This is a genomic window from Deinococcus indicus, assembly GCF_002198095.1.
In the GTDB taxonomy this organism is placed as follows: domain Bacteria; phylum Deinococcota; class Deinococci; order Deinococcales; family Deinococcaceae; genus Deinococcus; species Deinococcus caeni.
This window is the reverse complement of record NZ_NHMK01000014.1, coordinates 90,891-106,392: the sequence shown is the minus strand read 5'-3', so window position 1 is coordinate 106,392 and position 15,502 is coordinate 90,891. Positions and strand designations below refer to the sequence as shown.

The 15,502-nt window shown below is 68.3% G+C and carries 16 protein-coding genes; 3 read left to right on the top strand and 13 right to left on the bottom strand.

Features of this window, described 5'->3' with window-relative positions; translation table 11 throughout:
- Positions 1 to 43: 43 nt before the first annotated feature.
- The 8 genes from CBQ26_RS11025 to CBQ26_RS10990 form a co-directional block, all read right to left on the bottom strand.
- Positions 44 to 634 (bottom strand): nicotinamide mononucleotide transporter family protein, encoded by a 591-nt coding sequence (locus CBQ26_RS11025; protein WP_172418037.1) that lies wholly within the window; start codon positions 632 to 634, stop codon positions 44 to 46.
- Between the two features lie 13 nt (positions 635 to 647).
- Entirely contained in the window at positions 648 to 1,232 is a 585-nt protein-coding gene (locus CBQ26_RS11020) for a hypothetical protein (protein ID WP_143342057.1), read from the bottom strand.
- On the bottom strand, positions 1,229 to 1,873 hold the full coding sequence (locus tag CBQ26_RS11015) for a hypothetical protein (protein ID WP_088248692.1): 645 nt from the start codon (positions 1,871 to 1,873) through the stop codon (positions 1,229 to 1,231). Before CBQ26_RS11015 ends, CBQ26_RS11020 begins: the two co-directional genes overlap by 4 nt.
- A 10-nt stretch (positions 1,874 to 1,883) precedes the next feature.
- Positions 1,884 to 2,858 carry a DUF4062 domain-containing protein gene (locus CBQ26_RS11010; RefSeq protein ID WP_088248691.1) on the bottom strand — a complete coding sequence of 325 codons (975 nt, stop codon included), beginning with the start codon at positions 2,856 to 2,858 and terminating at the stop codon, positions 1,884 to 1,886.
- 2 nt (positions 2,859 to 2,860) lie between these two features.
- Positions 2,861 to 4,255, bottom strand: coding sequence for a nicotinate phosphoribosyltransferase (locus tag CBQ26_RS11005; RefSeq protein WP_088248690.1), 1,395 nt, complete (start codon positions 4,253 to 4,255; stop codon positions 2,861 to 2,863).
- Between the two features lie 228 nt (positions 4,256 to 4,483).
- The gene (locus tag CBQ26_RS11000) at positions 4,484 to 5,416 is read right to left on the bottom strand and encodes a leucine-rich repeat domain-containing protein (RefSeq protein WP_088248689.1); all 933 of its coding nucleotides are present in this window, start codon (positions 5,414 to 5,416) and stop codon (positions 4,484 to 4,486) included.
- A 240-nt stretch (positions 5,417 to 5,656) separates the two neighbouring features.
- Positions 5,657 to 6,523 (bottom strand): SDR family oxidoreductase, encoded by an 867-nt coding sequence (locus tag CBQ26_RS10995; protein WP_088248688.1) that lies wholly within the window; start codon positions 6,521 to 6,523, stop codon positions 5,657 to 5,659.
- 37 nt (positions 6,524 to 6,560) lie between these two features.
- On the bottom strand, positions 6,561 to 7,298 hold the full coding sequence (locus CBQ26_RS10990; RefSeq protein ID WP_088248687.1) for an enoyl-CoA hydratase-related protein: 738 nt from the start codon (positions 7,296 to 7,298) through the stop codon (positions 6,561 to 6,563).
- 140 nt (positions 7,299 to 7,438) lie between these two features.
- On the opposite strand from CBQ26_RS10990, the gene CBQ26_RS10985 reads away from it, so the two are divergent.
- Together CBQ26_RS10985 and CBQ26_RS10980 are read left to right on the top strand one after the other, a co-directional pair.
- The gene (locus tag CBQ26_RS10985; RefSeq protein WP_088248686.1) at positions 7,439 to 9,055 is read left to right on the top strand and encodes a sensor histidine kinase; all 1,617 of its coding nucleotides are present in this window, start codon (positions 7,439 to 7,441) and stop codon (positions 9,053 to 9,055) included.
- Positions 9,052 to 9,495 carry a response regulator gene (locus CBQ26_RS10980; RefSeq protein WP_088248685.1) on the top strand — a complete coding sequence of 148 codons (444 nt, stop codon included), beginning with the start codon at positions 9,052 to 9,054 and terminating at the stop codon, positions 9,493 to 9,495. Before CBQ26_RS10985 ends, CBQ26_RS10980 begins: the two co-directional genes overlap by 4 nt.
- Before the next feature lie 97 nt (positions 9,496 to 9,592).
- Here the strand turns inward: CBQ26_RS10980 and CBQ26_RS10975 are convergent, their stop codons facing one another.
- The 5 genes from CBQ26_RS10975 to CBQ26_RS10955 form a co-directional block, all read right to left on the bottom strand.
- Positions 9,593 to 10,120 (bottom strand): hypothetical protein, encoded by a 528-nt coding sequence (locus tag CBQ26_RS10975; RefSeq protein WP_088248684.1) that lies wholly within the window; start codon positions 10,118 to 10,120, stop codon positions 9,593 to 9,595.
- A gap of 112 nt (positions 10,121 to 10,232) precedes the next feature.
- On the bottom strand, positions 10,233 to 11,117 hold the full coding sequence (gene pdxY / locus CBQ26_RS10970; protein WP_088248683.1) for a pyridoxal kinase PdxY: 885 nt from the start codon (positions 11,115 to 11,117) through the stop codon (positions 10,233 to 10,235).
- 294 nt (positions 11,118 to 11,411) lie between these two features.
- A complete protein-coding gene (locus CBQ26_RS10965; protein ID WP_088248682.1) occupies positions 11,412 to 12,953 on the bottom strand; it encodes a Ppx/GppA phosphatase family protein in 1,542 nt (513 codons plus the stop codon).
- Positions 12,950 to 13,132, bottom strand: a complete 183-nt coding sequence (locus tag CBQ26_RS10960) for a hypothetical protein (protein ID WP_143342055.1) — start codon at positions 13,130 to 13,132, stop codon at positions 12,950 to 12,952. The genes CBQ26_RS10965 and CBQ26_RS10960 overlap by 4 nt, the downstream gene beginning before the upstream one ends.
- 628 nt (positions 13,133 to 13,760) lie before the next feature.
- Positions 13,761 to 14,819, bottom strand: a complete 1,059-nt coding sequence (locus CBQ26_RS10955; RefSeq protein WP_088248680.1) for a GNAT family N-acetyltransferase — start codon at positions 14,817 to 14,819, stop codon at positions 13,761 to 13,763.
- A gap of 98 nt (positions 14,820 to 14,917) precedes the next feature.
- Between CBQ26_RS10955 and CBQ26_RS10950 the strand changes: the two genes are divergently transcribed.
- Positions 14,918 to 15,472, top strand: coding sequence for an endonuclease dU (locus CBQ26_RS10950; RefSeq protein ID WP_088248679.1), 555 nt, complete (start codon positions 14,918 to 14,920; stop codon positions 15,470 to 15,472).
- Positions 15,473 to 15,502: the final 30 nt, after the last annotated feature.

Sequence of the window (15,502 nt, the reverse complement as noted above, 5' to 3'; positions counted from 1 at the left end):
CCTCACCCCGGCCCTCTCCCGCCACGGGGAGAGGGAAACACCATCAGGCAACCGCCACTTCACGCCGCTCGTCGCGCCGCCACGCCTGCCAGCCGACCACGCTCATGGCCGCCAGCACGAACTGCAACGCGAACAGCACCCAGTACTCGGCGTGCCAGAAGTACACCGCCTGCACGGCATTCACCGCGATCCACACCGGCCACGACCACGCCCAGCGGCGCGTCGTCCCGAAGTTGGCAATCAGGGCGAGTGTCACCGCCGCGAACTGCACCCAGTTCCACGCCGCGCTGAAATCCGTCACGGCCACCGTGTAAGCGAAGATCGCCAGACTCGCTGCCCACGTCACGCCGTACCACCCTGTCTCGTTGAAGCGGATCTCGCCCCGCGCCCGCCGCGCCTCCAGGTGCCACAGGTACAGCCCGTGAATGCCGAACAGCAGGTACGTGACCTGCAGGCCCGCCAGCATCCACTGCCCGCCCGACGCGAACAGCAGGAAGTACGGCAGCAGCGACAGGTTGCTCCAGTGCCAGTACGTGCTGCTCTTCGCCCACAGGAAATACAGGCTCACCAGCACGCAGAGGCCGCCCGTCAGGTCGAGAACCAGCGGCGGAATGCTCAGGCCGAGAATGTTCATACGGTCGCCCCACTCACGTGTCGATCCGCAGGGTCGCCACGCCCGCCCACGCGCCCAGCGGCAGGCGCGCCAGGTCGATCAGCAGCAGTGCCGCGCCACCCGCCGTGACCGTCACCAGCCGCCGCTCCGGGTGGGCCAGGAACAACGCCTGCGCCGCCCGGATGGTCTGCACTTCCTCCGGCGCGTAGAAGTCCTCCACATCCCCGTCCGCCTCATGCTCCGCCAGCTGCTCCGCCACGCGGAAGTCCGATCCGGTCACCTCCACCTCGACCTCACCGGTCGGGAGGGGCAGCAGGCCCAGCCAGTCCACACCCCCCAGTTCCTCCGGTGTGAACGCGCGCGGCAGCACGAACGGCACGTACGACGTGTCCGTGTCGCTCGACTCGGTCAGGGAAGACATGGCCCCCGCCAGCGCCGCCGCGAACGCCACGCCCTCCTGCACGGCCTCAGGACTCGCCGCTTCTCCCGGCTGCTCCGGCCAACCGAACACCCCGTCCGGCGACAGACGACCCGCCACCACCACCGGCGACACCGACCCATCCGCCCGGTACGCTACCAACCGCTCCAACTGTAGGGGCACGTTCAGATCACCGTTCATAAGTCTCCTTCCCAGTCATTCCCGCCCAGCCGCGTCAGCACGGCCACCTGCCGCGCCAGCGCCGTGAGGGTCCACGCGGCTTCCGGCTCGCTCCACTCGTCCCGGCGCACGTCCGCCCGATTCAGGAACCCCTGTTGCGCCAGCCCCAGCAGGGCCGACGCGAACTCCTGCCGGGACAGACCCGCCACCGTCGCCGTGCCGTTCACGGGCAGGCTGTCCCCGAACGGGTCGATCGGGTCGAGCAGGTCGAACAGACCCACGAACACCCGCAACTCCCGGTCGGACAGACCCTCGATCACGCGCATCGTCTGAAACCTGTCCGGCGCGGGCGGCGGGAAGCTCAGCACGCACCCCGCCAGCGCCCGCGCAATGAAGCGCAGTTTGTCCTCGGACTCCGCGATCTCCGCCGCCCGCACCGCCTGCACCACGTTCGCCTGGAACGCATCGGAACGCAGGTACGCGTGATCCACCGCCCCCGCGAAGGCCCGCAGCAGCGTGGCGAACTCGGCCTGCACATGCACGGCCAGCCGCGCCGCCTGCCGCTGATTCGCATAGGCGAACCACTCCGGCAGGGCAGAGGAGGGGAGGCCCAGCGGCTCCAGAGAACGCAGGGCCGGAAGGAGAGGGGTCAGGGCGTTCATATTGCGCGGCTCACCGTTCAACTCTTTGAGATTTAAGGTGAGATATAAATTCGCTTCTTAAGATGCTAAGACCTGTTTTAGTTAGTATATATTGAGTTATTGAGTCATGGCCTCCATGAATGCTTGGCCAATTTGAATTGATTTGTTGTGACTTGGAGATCGGTACGGTTTGATGCTCGATTATTCCATATGAGGCTAAGGTTGCGATAAACTCACTTGTATTCGCCTCGGATAGAGTTTTGCCTTTTGGAATGTTGAATTCTTTATTCAAGAAGCTTATGATAGAAGAAACTTCTCTGGATTTTATTACAAGGTATTTAGCGATACCTATTGCTAAATCTAGATATGTCCTTTTGGTGCCGTTTATCTCCAGGGTAATATTGCTGATCTCGCCGATCAAATCTTGTAAGTTGATGGAAGATTGACTTCGTAGCTCGGCATTTTCGCGGCTTAATCTGGCTATTTCCTCAGTAACTTCGGGACGTGCTTGTGGGTTTCTAATCCATCCAGGGCGCGGCGTATCAATTTGTCCCATAACTAGGGCGGTTGTGACTTGTGCTGTCAATTCATCGGCATTTTTCCAGAAATCTATCATGCGACTTTTTGAGACTTCTGAGCGAAGAGCATCTAACTTCTCCCGGTGAGCGTCTGATTCGCGATGCTCTGGCAGAATGGGCACATCTTTCGAGATAAACGTAAGACACGGAATTCCCTGCTCTAATGCGTAGCGATATTCCTTTTCGGTGTAGCTAATTCCAGTTTCAGAATCGATTGATCCGTAGCAATTTCCCAGGATCAAGACATAGTAATCACTAAGGTCGATGGTCTTTTTAATTATGTCCCATTGATTTTTTTCGGACGCAGTAAAGGCTTCCATGCCAAGCGGTATCAGATTCAAGCGCATCAAAGCTCTAGCGACGGCCCAGCGCGCATCTACTAAGTCCTTATACGTGCTGCTGACAAAAACGGTGTACCGCTTGTCCATATTCACGCCCGGCTCCGCACTTCCTCCAGCGTGTCCCGCACCAGCAGTTCGCCGTCGCGGTACACGGTGCGCAGCAGGCTGCCGGGGAAGTCCGTATCGAAGGTCCTGTACGCCCTGGTGACCATGCGGCCGCCTTCCTGTACGAGGTCGAGGACGCCGTCCTTGCTGCGTTTGCCGGGGTCGGTGACGGGGTCTTTGTAGATGCCGCGGTACGCGCCGTCGATCAGGCCGGCGCTGGCCTTGTACGCGAAGCGCTGGGTGTCGCGGTCGACTTTCTGGAGGAGGGCGCCGCCCATGCCGAAAGACACGTTCTCGGCGCTGTAGCCGTCCACGTCGAGGTTGTCGAGGATCTGGCGGATGGTCTGTTCGTCGATGCCGTCGCCCTGGATGACGCGGACGTGGTTCAGGACCTTGTAGCCCTTGCTGTTGGTGGTGGTGCCGTAGCGGGCGGCCAGGGCGTTCACGGCGAGGCGGACCATGGCGGGCGGTTCGCCGCTGTCGGGCCGGACGACCAGGGTGCCGCCGGACTCGATGACCTGCTGTCTCAGCGTGTCGCCCCACAGGTGGTTGATGGCGTTCTTGAGGTCGTAGGAGTCGCTGACGACGGCGTACACGCTGCCGGGGCGGCTGAAGCGGGTGATCATGTTGCGGTAGGCGTCGGCCTCGTGCGCCTTGCCCCAGGAGGTGATGGTGCTGTGTTCGGCGGCGGGGATGCTGAAGCCGGCAAGGTCGCTGTCGTAGTGGTTGCGTCCCACGCGCAGGGCTTCGAGGGTGTCGCTGCCCTGGAAGTTGATCAGGTGCGCGAGGCCGCCGATGCCGGCGCTCTCGCGGCTGGAGACACCGCGACTGCCGAAGTCGTGGAGTTTGAACGGGAGTTCCTCGGCGGCGCGGTCGCTGGTCTTCTCCAGGGCGGCGCGAATGATCTCGCGCAGGAAGTAGCTCTGCGTGGCGACGGTGGTGGGGTACCAGACGCGCATCAGCATGGTCTCGAACCAGCCGGGCAGCCAGGGCAGTTCGGGGTCGGTGTTCGTGCAGGTCATCAGGACGTTGTGGATGGGCACCAGCGTGCCTTCCGGAACGGCGCGAATCTCCAGGGGCAGGCGGCCCCCGTGGACGTTCACGACGCGCATCCAGCCCTCGTAGGGGAAGGGTTCGCCGTGCGCTTCGATCAGCGTGCGGGCTTCCTCGACCATCTCGGCGGTGATCTGGCGGGTCAGGTAGCGGTCGAGGATGTACTGCAACCCGAAGAAGCGGGTCTGGGGGTACTTGCCGCCGCGACTTTCCAGGTAGGAGAACAGGCGGGTGGTGCCGGCGGGGTACTGCAGGTAGTGGCTGCTCTTGTAGGAGTCGGTGTCGAGGATCAGGTTGTCGTCGTTGAGGGGGGTGCGGGTGGTCATGGGGTGCCTCCTATGGTGACGCCTTGTCTTGACTCATAATCTAGAAATTGATTATGAAAACTATGAGTCAGGCGAGCAGATCTCGATACCACGTTGCTTTCTCCAGGGAGAACCTGATCGCCCACACGCACTTTTCCCAGTCGGTCGAGCGGGACAATCATCTGACCGGACAGGCATTGAATGTTCCTTCATCCACCCCGCGCACAGTCCGGCCACCGCCGCAGGTCCCTACAGGTACACCTGACAGCCCCGCTCAATCAGCGTGTCGAAGGCGTCCGGCAACTGCTCGATGCGGTTCCAGCGCAGGTCGAGTTTCCGCAACCCCGGCAGGTGCGCCAGCCCCTCGGGGAGGCTGGTCAGTTCGTTGGCGCGCAGGTCGAGGGTGTGGAGTGCGTGCAGGTCGCCCAGCGTGTCTGGCAGGTGCGTCAGCGCATTGAAGCGCAGGTTCAGCGCGGTCAGGCGCGGCAACTGCCCCAGCGAGTCCGGTAGTTCGGTCAGCGCGTTGCCCTGAAGGTCCAGCACCTCCAGCGCCCCGCACCCGCCCAGACTGGCGGGCAGCGCTGTCAGGCGGGCGTTCATGACGTGTAGTTCCCGCAGGCTGCCCAGTGCCCCGAGGCTGTCCGGCAGGGCCTCCAGCGGGTTGCCGTACAGCCGCAGCTCGGTCAGGTCGCGCAGGTCGCCCAGCCAGTCTGGCAGCCGCGTCAGGGCGTTGTCCGTCACGTTCAGGTACGTCAGCAACCCCAGCCCGCGCATGGACTCCGGCAGCTCCGTCAGGCGGTTGTGGCTCAGGTACAGGAACGCCAACTGCCTCAGCCCGCCGAACACGTCCGGCAGGGCGTTCAGCTCGTTGCGCCCCAGATCCAGCATCCGCAACTCGCGCAGGTTGCCCAGCGGCTCCGGCAGCGCCGTGAACCGGTTCGCGGACAGGTTCAGCGTCCGGAGTTCCCGCCGCGTCCACACCCAGCCCGGCACGCCCGTCAGCGCGTTGTCGTACACGCTGAATGCGATCAGGTCCGGCGCGGCCTCCCGCTCTGGCAGCGCACCCAGGCCCAGCCCGTCCAGATTCACGCGTCGCACCCCCGACCAGTCCGGCAGATTCAGCAGCGCCGCCCCCCGCAGATCCGAGAGGTGCTGATGCGTGGGCAGCGTGACAGCAGACATGCCCGCAGCGTACCGGCGGCGGGCACGGCGCAGGCACGCACATGGGCTGCGGGTTCTGACAGCGGTTTTCAGGGGTGTTGAGGGGTTCCCTCAGCACTCCTGAAACGAGCGAAGCGAGAAGCCGTCCACAACAGCGGTTGGAAGTGGAATTGAAGGGCGTGCTGTTGGCCCTTCAATGGAACTGGAAACCGCTGTGAGCACACCTGCCCATTCCTCAGAGCCCACAGCTCATGGCCCCGGTCAGTCTTTCTTCGGCAGGGCGAGGCCCATCTGCTGGTACATCTGGTACTGGGGGGCGCCGCCGAGCATGTTCTGGCCGCCGTCGACGGGCAGGATGACGCCCGTGACGTAGCTGGCGGCGTCACTGACGAGGAACAGGGCGGCGTTGGCGATGTCCTGCGGGATGCCGAAGCGGCCCAGCGGGACGGTGCCCATGAACTGGCGGCGGGTCTTCTCGTCGGGGGCGAGGCGGGCCATGCCTTCGGTGCCGTCGATGGGGCCGGGGATGATGGCGTTCACGCGGATGCCGCGCAGGCCCCATTCGATGGCGAGGGTGCGGGTCAGGGCGTCCACGCCGGCCTTGGCGGCGACGACGTGCGCCTGCATGGGCACGGGAATGCCGTAGGCGCTGATGCTCAGGATGTTCCCGCCGGGGGTGGTCAGGTGGGGCGCGCAGGCCTTGATGGTGTGGTACGTGCCGAGCAGGTCGATGTCCACGACGGTCTTGAAGCCGTTGGGGCTGATGCCGTCCACCGGGGCGGGGAAGTTCCCGGCGGCGCCCGCGAGGACGATGTCGATGGGGCCGAAGGCTTCGACGGCCTGCGCGGCGGCGGCCTGCATGGCGGCGATGTCGCGCACGTCGGCGCTGACGCCGATGGCCTGCCCGCCGGCGTCGATGATGCCCTGCGCGGCCGTCTGGGCTTTTTCGAGGTTGCGGCCCAGGATGGTGACCCGGCAGCCGTGCGCGGCGAAGCTCTGCGCGATGCCGAGGTTGATGCCGCTGCCGCCGCCGGTGATCAGGGCGTGCTTGCCCTGCAGGAGGTCGGGGCGGAAGGTGCTGTCGGCGGCGCCGGGTTGCAGGGTGCCGAGGGTGGGGGTCTGGGTCATGTGGGGGCTCCTTGGGTGGGGAAGGGGGGCGGGGGGTTTACTTCAGGGCCTGCGCGAGGCCGTCGGCGGTCATGTGCTGGGCGTTCCAGCGCACGGCCTGTTCGAGACTCTGGGCGTGGGGGAGGTGCGCGTGCAGCGTGCGTTTGGTGCCTTCGACGGCGCGGGGCGGCAGGGCGGCCAGTCCGGCGGCGAGGGTGTTCGCCCGCTCGAACAGGGCGTCCGGGGTGGGCAGGAGTTCGGTGATCAGACCCCAGCGTTCGGCGGTGGGCGCGTCGATGGGGTCGCCGGTCAGGGCGAGGTGCGCGGTGCGCCCGGTGCCGATCAGGTGCGGGAGGCGTTGCAGGCCGCCCAGGTCGGCGGTGATGCCCAGCCGCACCTCGGGCAGGCTGAAGCGGGCGTCCGCGCTGGCGATGCGAATGTCGCAGGCGCTGACGAGTTCCAGGCCCGCACCGATGCACCAGCCGTGCACGGCGGCGATCACCGGGATGGGCAGCGCGGCGAACGCGTCGATGGCGGCGTGCATCTCGGCGACGACCTCCGCGAACGCCTCGGGGTCGCCCAGGGTGGGGGCGATGACGGGGGCGCTGGCCCGCACGTCCAGGCCGGCGCTGAACAGGTCCTGGCCGCGCAGGATCAGCGCGCGGGCGCCGCCCAGTTCGTTCAGGACGCGCGGGATCTCGGGCCAGAAGGTCGGGCCCATGCTGCCCTTCTTGCTCGTCAGGGTCAGCGTGGCGACCTCACCCGCGTGGGTGAGACTCACGTTCTGGAATGTCATGACGTCCACTGTACCGCGTTCAGGTGAACTCGGTTCAATTTATCCGGTCGGGCGTGCCGGGCCGCACCTGCCCCGGCGGGCCTGCCGGGCGCGCAGACCGGGCGGGAACGCCCGGAAGGGTCGGCTACAATGCCTGCGTCATGTCCGCGCCTGCCCCGACCACCGCCGAGTCTCCCGCCGCCGAAGGCGCGTCCCGGCCGGCTGCGCGGCGGAAAGTGACGCTGCGCGCCTTCCTGCTGCGGCCGTTCCTGCTGCCGTTCGCGCTGCTGGTGGGCGTGGGAACGGCGGTCACCGTGGGCGTCAACCGCAACGACGAGCAACTGCGACTGGTGTCGGACGCGCAGACGCGGATGCTGCTCCTGAACGACCTGAACACCCAGATCTCCGTCATGGAGAACGGCGAGCGCGGTTACGTCATCACCGGCGATCCCGCCTTCCTCGCGCCGTACCGCGAGGGCGAGGCGGCGTTCCGGGCCGCCGCGCTGGCCCTGCACGACCTGAGCGTCACGGACCTGCAACGCACGAACCTCGCGCGGGTGCGGCGCGCCGTGCAGCGCTGGCAGGAGACGGCCGCCCGGCCCGAGATCGCCGCCCGCAGCGACTCGCTGGCGCAGGCCGCCCAGCTCGTCCGGCAGGGTAAGGGGCGCGACCTGCTGAACGAGGCGCGCGACATCATGGCCGTCATGCGCACCAACGAGAGCGGCCGCCTGAGCGCCGCCACCGCCGCCAGTCAGGCCACCCTGACCACCGTGCGAACCCTGACGGTGGGCGGCCTGCTGCTCTCGCTGACGCTGCTGCTGCTCACCGCGTACCGCGTGACCCGCACCATCACCCGCAGCCTGAACGACCTGAACGCCGGGGCCGGCGCCATCGCTGCCGGGCAGTACCAGCGCCGCACGCCGGTCATGCCCGTGCAGGAACTCGCGCAGCTGGGCGGGCAGTTCGACCGCATGGCGGCCGCCGTGCAGGACCGTGAACAGGCCCTGCGCGAGAGCGCCGAGGCGCTGCGCGCCAGCAACACCCACCTGGAACGCAGCAACCGCGAACTCGAACAGTTCGCGTATGTCGCTAGCCACGACCTGCAAGAACCCCTGCGGACCATCGGCAGTTACACCGAACTGCTCGCCCGCCGCTACCAGGGGCAGCTGGACGAACGCGCCGACCAGTACATCGCGTTCACGACCTCGGCCACGCAACGCATGAAGACCCTGATCCAGGACCTGCTGGCGTACTCCCGCGTGCGCAACGCCCCGCGCGCCACGCAGCCGGTCGACACGGCCGCGCTCGTCCGCGAGATCACCGCCGACCTCGAACGGCAGATCCTGGACGCGCAGGCGCAGGTCACGGCCCGCGACCTGCCGGTCATCCCGTCCAACCCGGACCTGATGCGGCACATCCTGCAGAACCTGATCGGAAACGCCCTGAAGTTCCGCGACCCCACCCGCCCGGCCCGCGTGCAGATCAGCGCCGACCGCACCCGCCACGCCGGGCAGGACAGCTGGGTGTTCCACGTGCAGGACAACGGCATCGGCATCGCGCCCGAGTACCACGAACGAATCTTCGGGGTGTTCCAGCGACTGCACGGCATGGACGAGTATCCGGGCAGCGGCATCGGGCTGGCCGTCACGCGCAGCGCCGCCGAACAGCTCGGCGGTCAGCTGTGGCTGGACAGCGAACCCGGCCGAGGCAGCACCTTCCACCTCGCGCTGCCCGTCACGGCCCCGCCCGACCCCACCCCCCAGGAGAACCCCGCATGACCGAACCCGTCGAAATCCTGCTGGTCGAGGACAACCCCGCCGACGTGATGCTCACGCGCGAGGCCTTCGAGGACGCCCAGTTCCCGCACCGCCTGCACCACGCCCGCGACGGCCTGGACGCCCTGAACTTCCTGCGCCGCACCGAGACGCACACCCAGGCCCCGCGCCCCGACGTGATCCTGATGGACCTGAACATGCCCCGCATGACCGGCCTGGAACTGCTGGACATCCTGAAAGAGGACGCCATCCTGCGCAGCATCCCCGTGATCGTCCTGACCACCAGCCGCGCCGAGAGCGACATCTGGCGCAGCTACAACCTGCACGCCAACGCCTACATCCCCAAACCCGTCAGCCTGCTGGAATTCGAGGACGTGATCCGTACCCTGGGGAACTTCTGGTTCCGCAAGGTCGCCCTGCCCCACCCGCCCGAAGCGGATTGATCCGCGACGGCCCCCCGGTCAGGACGGACATCGGAAGAAGGGACCCCGGATTGCTCTGGGGTCCCTTCTTCTACTGGGGATTCAGTGGGGGAGAGGGTTACATCGTGCGGCGGCTGAGTTGCCCGCCGCTCACGTATTCGCCCCCGTGGCGGATGGCGGCCGCCTCGACCACGTCGGCCGGGACGCTGTCATGCACGGCGACCGTGCGCCCGCCGCTGGTGTGGGTGGTGTTCAGACGGTCGTAGTAGTCGTCGTCGGCGTCGTAGTAGTCGCCCGTCTCATCGACACCCATCGCGCCGCCGGTCGCGCCGACCGCGGCGCCCACGCCGGAACCCAGCGCCGCCATGCCCAGAATCACCGGGAGGGCCAGCCCGCCGGTCGCGACGGTCGCGCCGGTCGCGATCACTCCGGCCACCGCGCCGACCGCAGCGCCCACACCGGTGCCCTTCACGGCGCCCGCCCCGGCGTCCTCGGCCGTGCCGCCGCCGTCCGTGACGACCGGGTCGGCAGCGGTGCGGCGGGTGACGGTCGCGCGGCCCATGGTGGGGGCGATCACTCCCTGCGCCTGCAGGTCAGCGGTGAAGGCGTCGGCGGCGGCGGCGGTCGGGAAGATGATGTGTTTCATGCCCCCAGTCTTTCCCGCCCTTCCCGCCCACCCGTGAGAGCGGCGCCAAGCGATCTTGGGCGGACGCTGACGGGACCCTGAGACGCGCCTCATCTGACCAGCCCCGAACGGACTACCCGACCTGCTGGGCCTCGAACAGCCGCGCGGGCTTCACGAACTCGTCCTGCGCCGCCACCAGCTGAATCTCGCGGGTGCCGGCAGCGTGCGTGCGGCTCAGCAGGCCGAACAGGGCGCTCATGGACAGACTCAGCGCCTGCGCCGCCTGACCGGTCTTCAGGTACTGGCCCAGGAACAGCGCCGCGATGGCGTCCCCCGTGCCGTTGCGCGGCGGGTCCAGCGGCAGCAGCGGCGTGCGGCACAGCCACGCCCCGTCATCCGTGACGACCAGCGTCTCGATGCTGTTCTCGGGCGCGCCGCTGCGGACCAGACTGGTCAGCAGCACCACGCGCGGCCCGCCGGCACGCATCCGCTCCCGCAGGGCGCGCGCCGCTTCCAGCGCGTGCTCCAGCGTGTCCACCGCGCGCCCGGTCAGCAGTTCCAGCTCGAACTGATTGGGCGTGACGATATCCGCCTCCGGAATGGCCTGCGCCGCGATCAGGTCCGGCAGTTCCGGCCGCACGAACACCCCGCGCCCCACGTCCCCCATCACCGGGTCGCAGGCGTACAGCGCGCCGGGATTCGCGCCCCGCACGCGCCGCACGGCGTCCACGACCGCCGCGACCGTCCCCTCGCTGCCCATGTACCCGCTCAGGATCGCGCCGCAGCCCGGCAGCACCCCACGCGCCTCGATCCCGTCGATCAGCTCCGCGACCGCCTCGGGCGGGAACACCGCGCCCGTCCACGCGCCATACCCGGTGTGGTTACTGAACTGCACCGTGTGAATCGCCCAGACCTCGAACCCCAGGCGTTGCAGCGGAAACACGGCAGCCGCGTTCCCCACATGCCCGAAACTGACCCACGACTGAATACTCAGGATGTTCTGCGGCGTGCCCGTCATGCCCGCCAGGATACCCGCCCGCGCCCCACCCGGCCCCTCATGCGGACTCCGGTTGAATGGGCTGTAAGGCCCCCCGGTCCGGGCGAAGCGACTCGGAGAGCCCCTCCGCAGAGCGGGAGCACAAACGGGCCGCCGTATCATACGGACTCCGATTGAATGGGCTGCAAAGCCCGTTCAATCCGAGCGAAGCGACTCGTAGAGCTGCCCCGCAGAGTGGGAGCAAAACGGGTTCCGGACGTGGAGCCGGCAATCCGGTGACATTCCGGATTGTCGGCGAAACAAACGGAATCCGTATCAGGGAGCGCGCAACGTCAGCGGTCCGAACACCCGCGCCCACAGGTCCGCCTTGTCCCGCGCGCCCGCCAGGTCCAGCGGCGTGACCCCCGACACGCTCAGCTCCCAGCTGCCGTCCGCCGCGCGGCGCAGGCCCTCCAGACGCGCCGCCCCCGCATGCGAACGGTCCAGGCCGTCCGCCACGCGCAGCACCGCCGCCAGCCGCGTCACCCGGTCCCGGTCCCCCGCCCCCAGCGCCATGAACTCCGCATGCGACGCTTTCGGCGGACTCTTGCGGTGGTAACGGGCCAGCAGGGCGATCAGCTCGATCTCACGCGGACTGAACCCACGCAACCCCGCATGCCGGATCAGGTACGCCGAATGCTTGTGGTGCGCGCTCTGCGCCACGATCTGCCCCACCTCATGCAGCGCGCCCGCCGCCGTCAGCAGACTGCGGTCCTCGTGATCCACCGGCTCGCCCGCCGCCTGCAGCGCGTCCAGCAGCCCACGCGACAGCGCCGCCACCTGCCGCGAATGAGACAGGTTCGCGCCGAACCGCTCGGCCGTGCCCAGCACGCTCCGCTGCCGCGCACTCAGCGCCGACCGGTACGCCTGGAACCGCGACAGTTCCTCGATCAGCATCCCCTCACGTAACGCACCCTCACTGACCGTGAACTCCTGCGCGCCCAGCGCCACCAGCGCCGCATGCAACGTCGCCAGCCCCGCCACGACCGTCTCGGAACGCCGCTCCAGACCCGGCACCCGCGCCCGCGCCGCCGCCTTCAACCCCCGCACCTGCTCCAGTAGCGCACCCAGCTCAGCCACCGTGACGCTCACACCGTTCACGCCTTCCGGACCGTCCGCCCCGCCCCCCGCACGGCCACCCCCACCGCGCCGCGCCACGACGGCCGCCGCCGCCCCCTCCGCCGTACCGCTCGACAGTACCACCCGCGTACCGGACCGCACCCGGAACCGCTCCACGTACGGCGCCAGCGCCCCACGCACCGCGTCAGCCAGCGCCTGCACCTCCCGCCGCCCCGCCGGTTCAGACCGGATGAACGCCCCCGTCATGCGGATCCCACCCAGCGGCAGACTCAACACGTCACGCGGCCCCTGCGCGTCCCCACGCACGAACTCCAGACTGCCGCCCCCCAGATCCAGCAGCACGTTATCCTCACCCAACTCCACCGCGTGCGCCGCACCCAGGTACGTCAGCTCCCCCTCACGCTCCCCCGAGATGATCGCCGGATACACCCCCGTCCGCGCCAGCATCCGCCCCGCCACCTCCGCCCCGTTCGGCGCCTCACGCAGCGCACTCGTGGCATACACATGCACCTCCGCCACCCCCGCCGCCGACGCCAACTCCCGGAACCGCGTCAGGGCCGACGCCAGCCGGTCCTCCCCCTCCGGCGTCAGGTTCCCCGCCCCATCCAGACACTCCCCCAACCGCGTACGGTCCTTCAGGGCGTCCAGCACCCGGAACCCACCCGCATCCCCCTGCGCCGCCTCGGCAATCAACAGGTGACTGGAATTGGTACCCACATCCGCAACGGCGACCCTCATGCGCCGCAGCGTACCGCAGATTCCCGCGCGTCCCCCAGCCACAACCGCCGGAAATCAATGCGGCCATACGCATCCGGACGCACATCCCGGATCAGCGGATGCACCGCGCGGCGCTTGACGCGGTGATGCGTCAGGTGCAGGTGATACCCGCCCAGCAGCCGCGCCTCCACGCGGGTCATCAGGGCCTCCAGGGCCGCCGCGTCGGGAGCCACGCGGTACCCGTCCAGCTGGGCCGCGCGTGAAATGGTTCGGCTGACGTTGTAGGTGGGCGCCTGGCGGCGGGCTGCCCCACCCCCCAGCCCCCTACCCCAAAGGGGCAGGGGGGGCAGCGTTGCACTGGGCAGGTACTCCGCTGGCTTTCTAGCCGGGTGTCGGGCGGGGACGACCACGCCTCACACGCCATCCTCCGATTTCGCGGCGTTCGCCCCGCGCGCTTCGCGCACGACGGGCTCGGTTGCCACGACGCCGGATGGGCCAGCCAACTGGGTGCGTGCCACAAGGTTCTACTCTTTCGCTTTGGCAATAGCGCGGTTTTCAAAGTCGATCAGCGGATCGCTTCATGCTGCCCTGCCAGCCGCCGCAGACCACCACCGGCCGTCGTGCGCGAAGCGCGCGGGCCTACGAGGGGGCGGCAGGATGGCGTCGAAGCCGGACACGTCAGCGCCCACAGCAACTCCGCCGCACCAGTAGAACCTCTTGCCCAGTGCAACGTTGCTCCCCCTGCCCCCCTGGGGTAGGGGGTTGGGGGGTGGGGAAGCCCGCCGCCAGGCGCCCCCCCACGACATCAACCTCAATCCGCCAACAACCTTACCGGAGTTTCAGCTGCCATTCGGTAAAGGTGCTGTACGGCGTGAAGCCGAGTGCCACGTTGATGCCGAGCATGGGGGCGTTCTCGTTGGCGTTGTTCGTCTGGACCCAGCGGGCGCCGGGGCACTCCTCCAGGATGCGCTCCAGCATGGCGGCTTTGACCCATTTGCCGAGGCCCTGTCCGCGTGCTTGGGGTCGGACGGCGGTCGCGCCCTGGTACACCAGCGCGGCGCGTTCCGGCATCCAGAAGACCTCGCTGTATGCGTCGAGCCTTCCGGTGCGGGTGTCTTCGATGGCGAGCATGTGGCGGGTTTCGTTGGCTTCCTCGATCATGGTTTCCCAGGAGCGGATCATGTCGGGGGTGACGGTCCAGTCGTGTTGTTCGAGGTCGCCTTTGGGGGCGGTGTTCATGACCATCATCATGTCGGCGACGCGCTCCAGGTACTCGTCGGGGACGCGTTGCCAGAGGTGCAGGTGGAAGGGGTCGCCGTGGGGGCGGGTCTGCCAGTGGGTGAGGAGGTCGTGGTCGAGGGTGGTGAGGTCGAGGCGGCTCTGGCGCATGGGCAGGGCGGGTTGCGCGCCGTAGGCGTGTGCGAAGGCTTCTCCGGCGGGGCTGCGGCTGCTGGTGCCGAAGGTGAGGGTGTGGCGGCCCAGTTCGTCGGCGCGGGCGAGGAGCTGGGTCATGACGGCGCGGCCCAGGCCGTGGCGGCGGGCGGTGGGGTGGACGGTGAGGCGCAGGTGGGCCATGTGGGTGTTCTGTTCGGTGTCGTATTCGACGCTGCCCCAGGCCAGCGCCTGGTCGCCGTTCCACACGACGAGGTGTTCCTTGCGTTCGGTGGGGAGGCTGTGCGTGAGGCCGAGCGCTTCGGTTTCGGGGAGGAGGGCCGGGTCGTCCGGGTGGGCGTGCGCGAAGGTGTCGGCGAGCAGTTGCCCGACGGCGAGGCGCTGCGCGGGGGTGGCCGCGTGCGGATTGAAGGGGGTGACGGTGGGCGAGGTGGGCCAGCCGGGGTCCGGTTTGGCCTGGGGCTCCGGGGTGGTGGTGGGCGCAGTGGAGGTCATGTCCGCAGTGTGCGCCCTGCCGGTCAGCGCGGCATGCGCCGGATGGCGGAGGGTGTCCATAGGCCAGATCGGTCCTTGCCGGACGCTACGCTGGGCGGGTGTTCGCGCATGCCATCGGGTTCGACGACGCTCCTTTCGCGCACGGCTGGCGGGGCGACGTGCCGGTCGTCGGGACGGTGTACGCCCGCACGACCCTGCATGGCGTGGTCAGTGGCCGGGTGCGGCGTGATGGGCGCAACAGCACCGCCGAACTGGCGCGGCTGGTGAACCGTTCGCCGGAGCACCTTCAGCTGATCCTGTTGCAGGGCATCGCGCTGGCGGGCTTCAACGTCGTGGACCTGCGCGCGCTGCACGCGCAGACGGGCCGGCCCGTGCTGGTCGTCGCGCGCCGCGCCCCGGACCTGGACCGTATCCGCGAGGCGCTGCTGACGTGCGTGCCCGGCGGCCGGCGCAAGTGGGCGCTGATCGAGGCGGCCGGTCCGATGGAACCGTGCGGGCCGGTGTTCGTGCAGCGCGCGGGCCTCACGCATCCGCAGGCGCAGGAGGCCCTGCGGACCTTCACGGTCACCGGGAACCTGCCGGAACCGTTGCGGGCCGCGCACCTGATCGCCGGGGGCGTCACGCGCGGGCACAGTGCCGGGCAGCGCGCCTGACCCTGCGGCGCCCGGCGCGCGGTACGGGCT

Excerpts from the sequence above, each read along its gene's own strand:
- CBQ26_RS11025 (WP_172418037.1), bottom strand. The coding sequence starts at position 634 with ATGAACATTCTCGGCCTGAGCATTCCGCCGCTGGTTCTCGACCTGACG.
- CBQ26_RS11020 (WP_143342057.1), bottom strand. The coding sequence starts at position 1,232 with ATGAACGGTGATCTGAACGTGCCCCTACAGTTGGAGCGGTTGGTAGCG.
- CBQ26_RS11015 (WP_088248692.1), bottom strand. The coding sequence starts at position 1,873 with ATGAACGCCCTGACCCCTCTCCTTCCGGCCCTGCGTTCTCTGGAGCCG.
- CBQ26_RS11010 (WP_088248691.1), bottom strand. The coding sequence starts at position 2,858 with ATGGACAAGCGGTACACCGTTTTTGTCAGCAGCACGTATAAGGACTTA.
- CBQ26_RS11005 (WP_088248690.1), bottom strand. The coding sequence starts at position 4,255 with ATGACCACCCGCACCCCCCTCAACGACGACAACCTGATCCTCGACACC.
- CBQ26_RS11000 (WP_088248689.1), bottom strand. The coding sequence starts at position 5,416 with ATGTCTGCTGTCACGCTGCCCACGCATCAGCACCTCTCGGATCTGCGG.
- CBQ26_RS10995 (WP_088248688.1), bottom strand. The coding sequence starts at position 6,523 with ATGACCCAGACCCCCACCCTCGGCACCCTGCAACCCGGCGCCGCCGAC.
- CBQ26_RS10990 (WP_088248687.1), bottom strand. The coding sequence starts at position 7,298 with ATGACATTCCAGAACGTGAGTCTCACCCACGCGGGTGAGGTCGCCACG.
- CBQ26_RS10985 (WP_088248686.1), top strand. The coding sequence starts at position 7,439 with ATGTCCGCGCCTGCCCCGACCACCGCCGAGTCTCCCGCCGCCGAAGGC.
- CBQ26_RS10980 (WP_088248685.1), top strand. The coding sequence starts at position 9,052 with ATGACCGAACCCGTCGAAATCCTGCTGGTCGAGGACAACCCCGCCGAC.
- CBQ26_RS10975 (WP_088248684.1), bottom strand. The coding sequence starts at position 10,120 with ATGAAACACATCATCTTCCCGACCGCCGCCGCCGCCGACGCCTTCACC.
- pdxY (WP_088248683.1), bottom strand. The coding sequence starts at position 11,117 with ATGACGGGCACGCCGCAGAACATCCTGAGTATTCAGTCGTGGGTCAGT.
- CBQ26_RS10965 (WP_088248682.1), bottom strand. The coding sequence starts at position 12,953 with ATGAGGGTCGCCGTTGCGGATGTGGGTACCAATTCCAGTCACCTGTTG.
- CBQ26_RS10960 (WP_143342055.1), bottom strand. The coding sequence starts at position 13,132 with ATGACCCGCGTGGAGGCGCGGCTGCTGGGCGGGTATCACCTGCACCTG.
- CBQ26_RS10955 (WP_088248680.1), bottom strand. The coding sequence starts at position 14,819 with ATGACCTCCACTGCGCCCACCACCACCCCGGAGCCCCAGGCCAAACCG.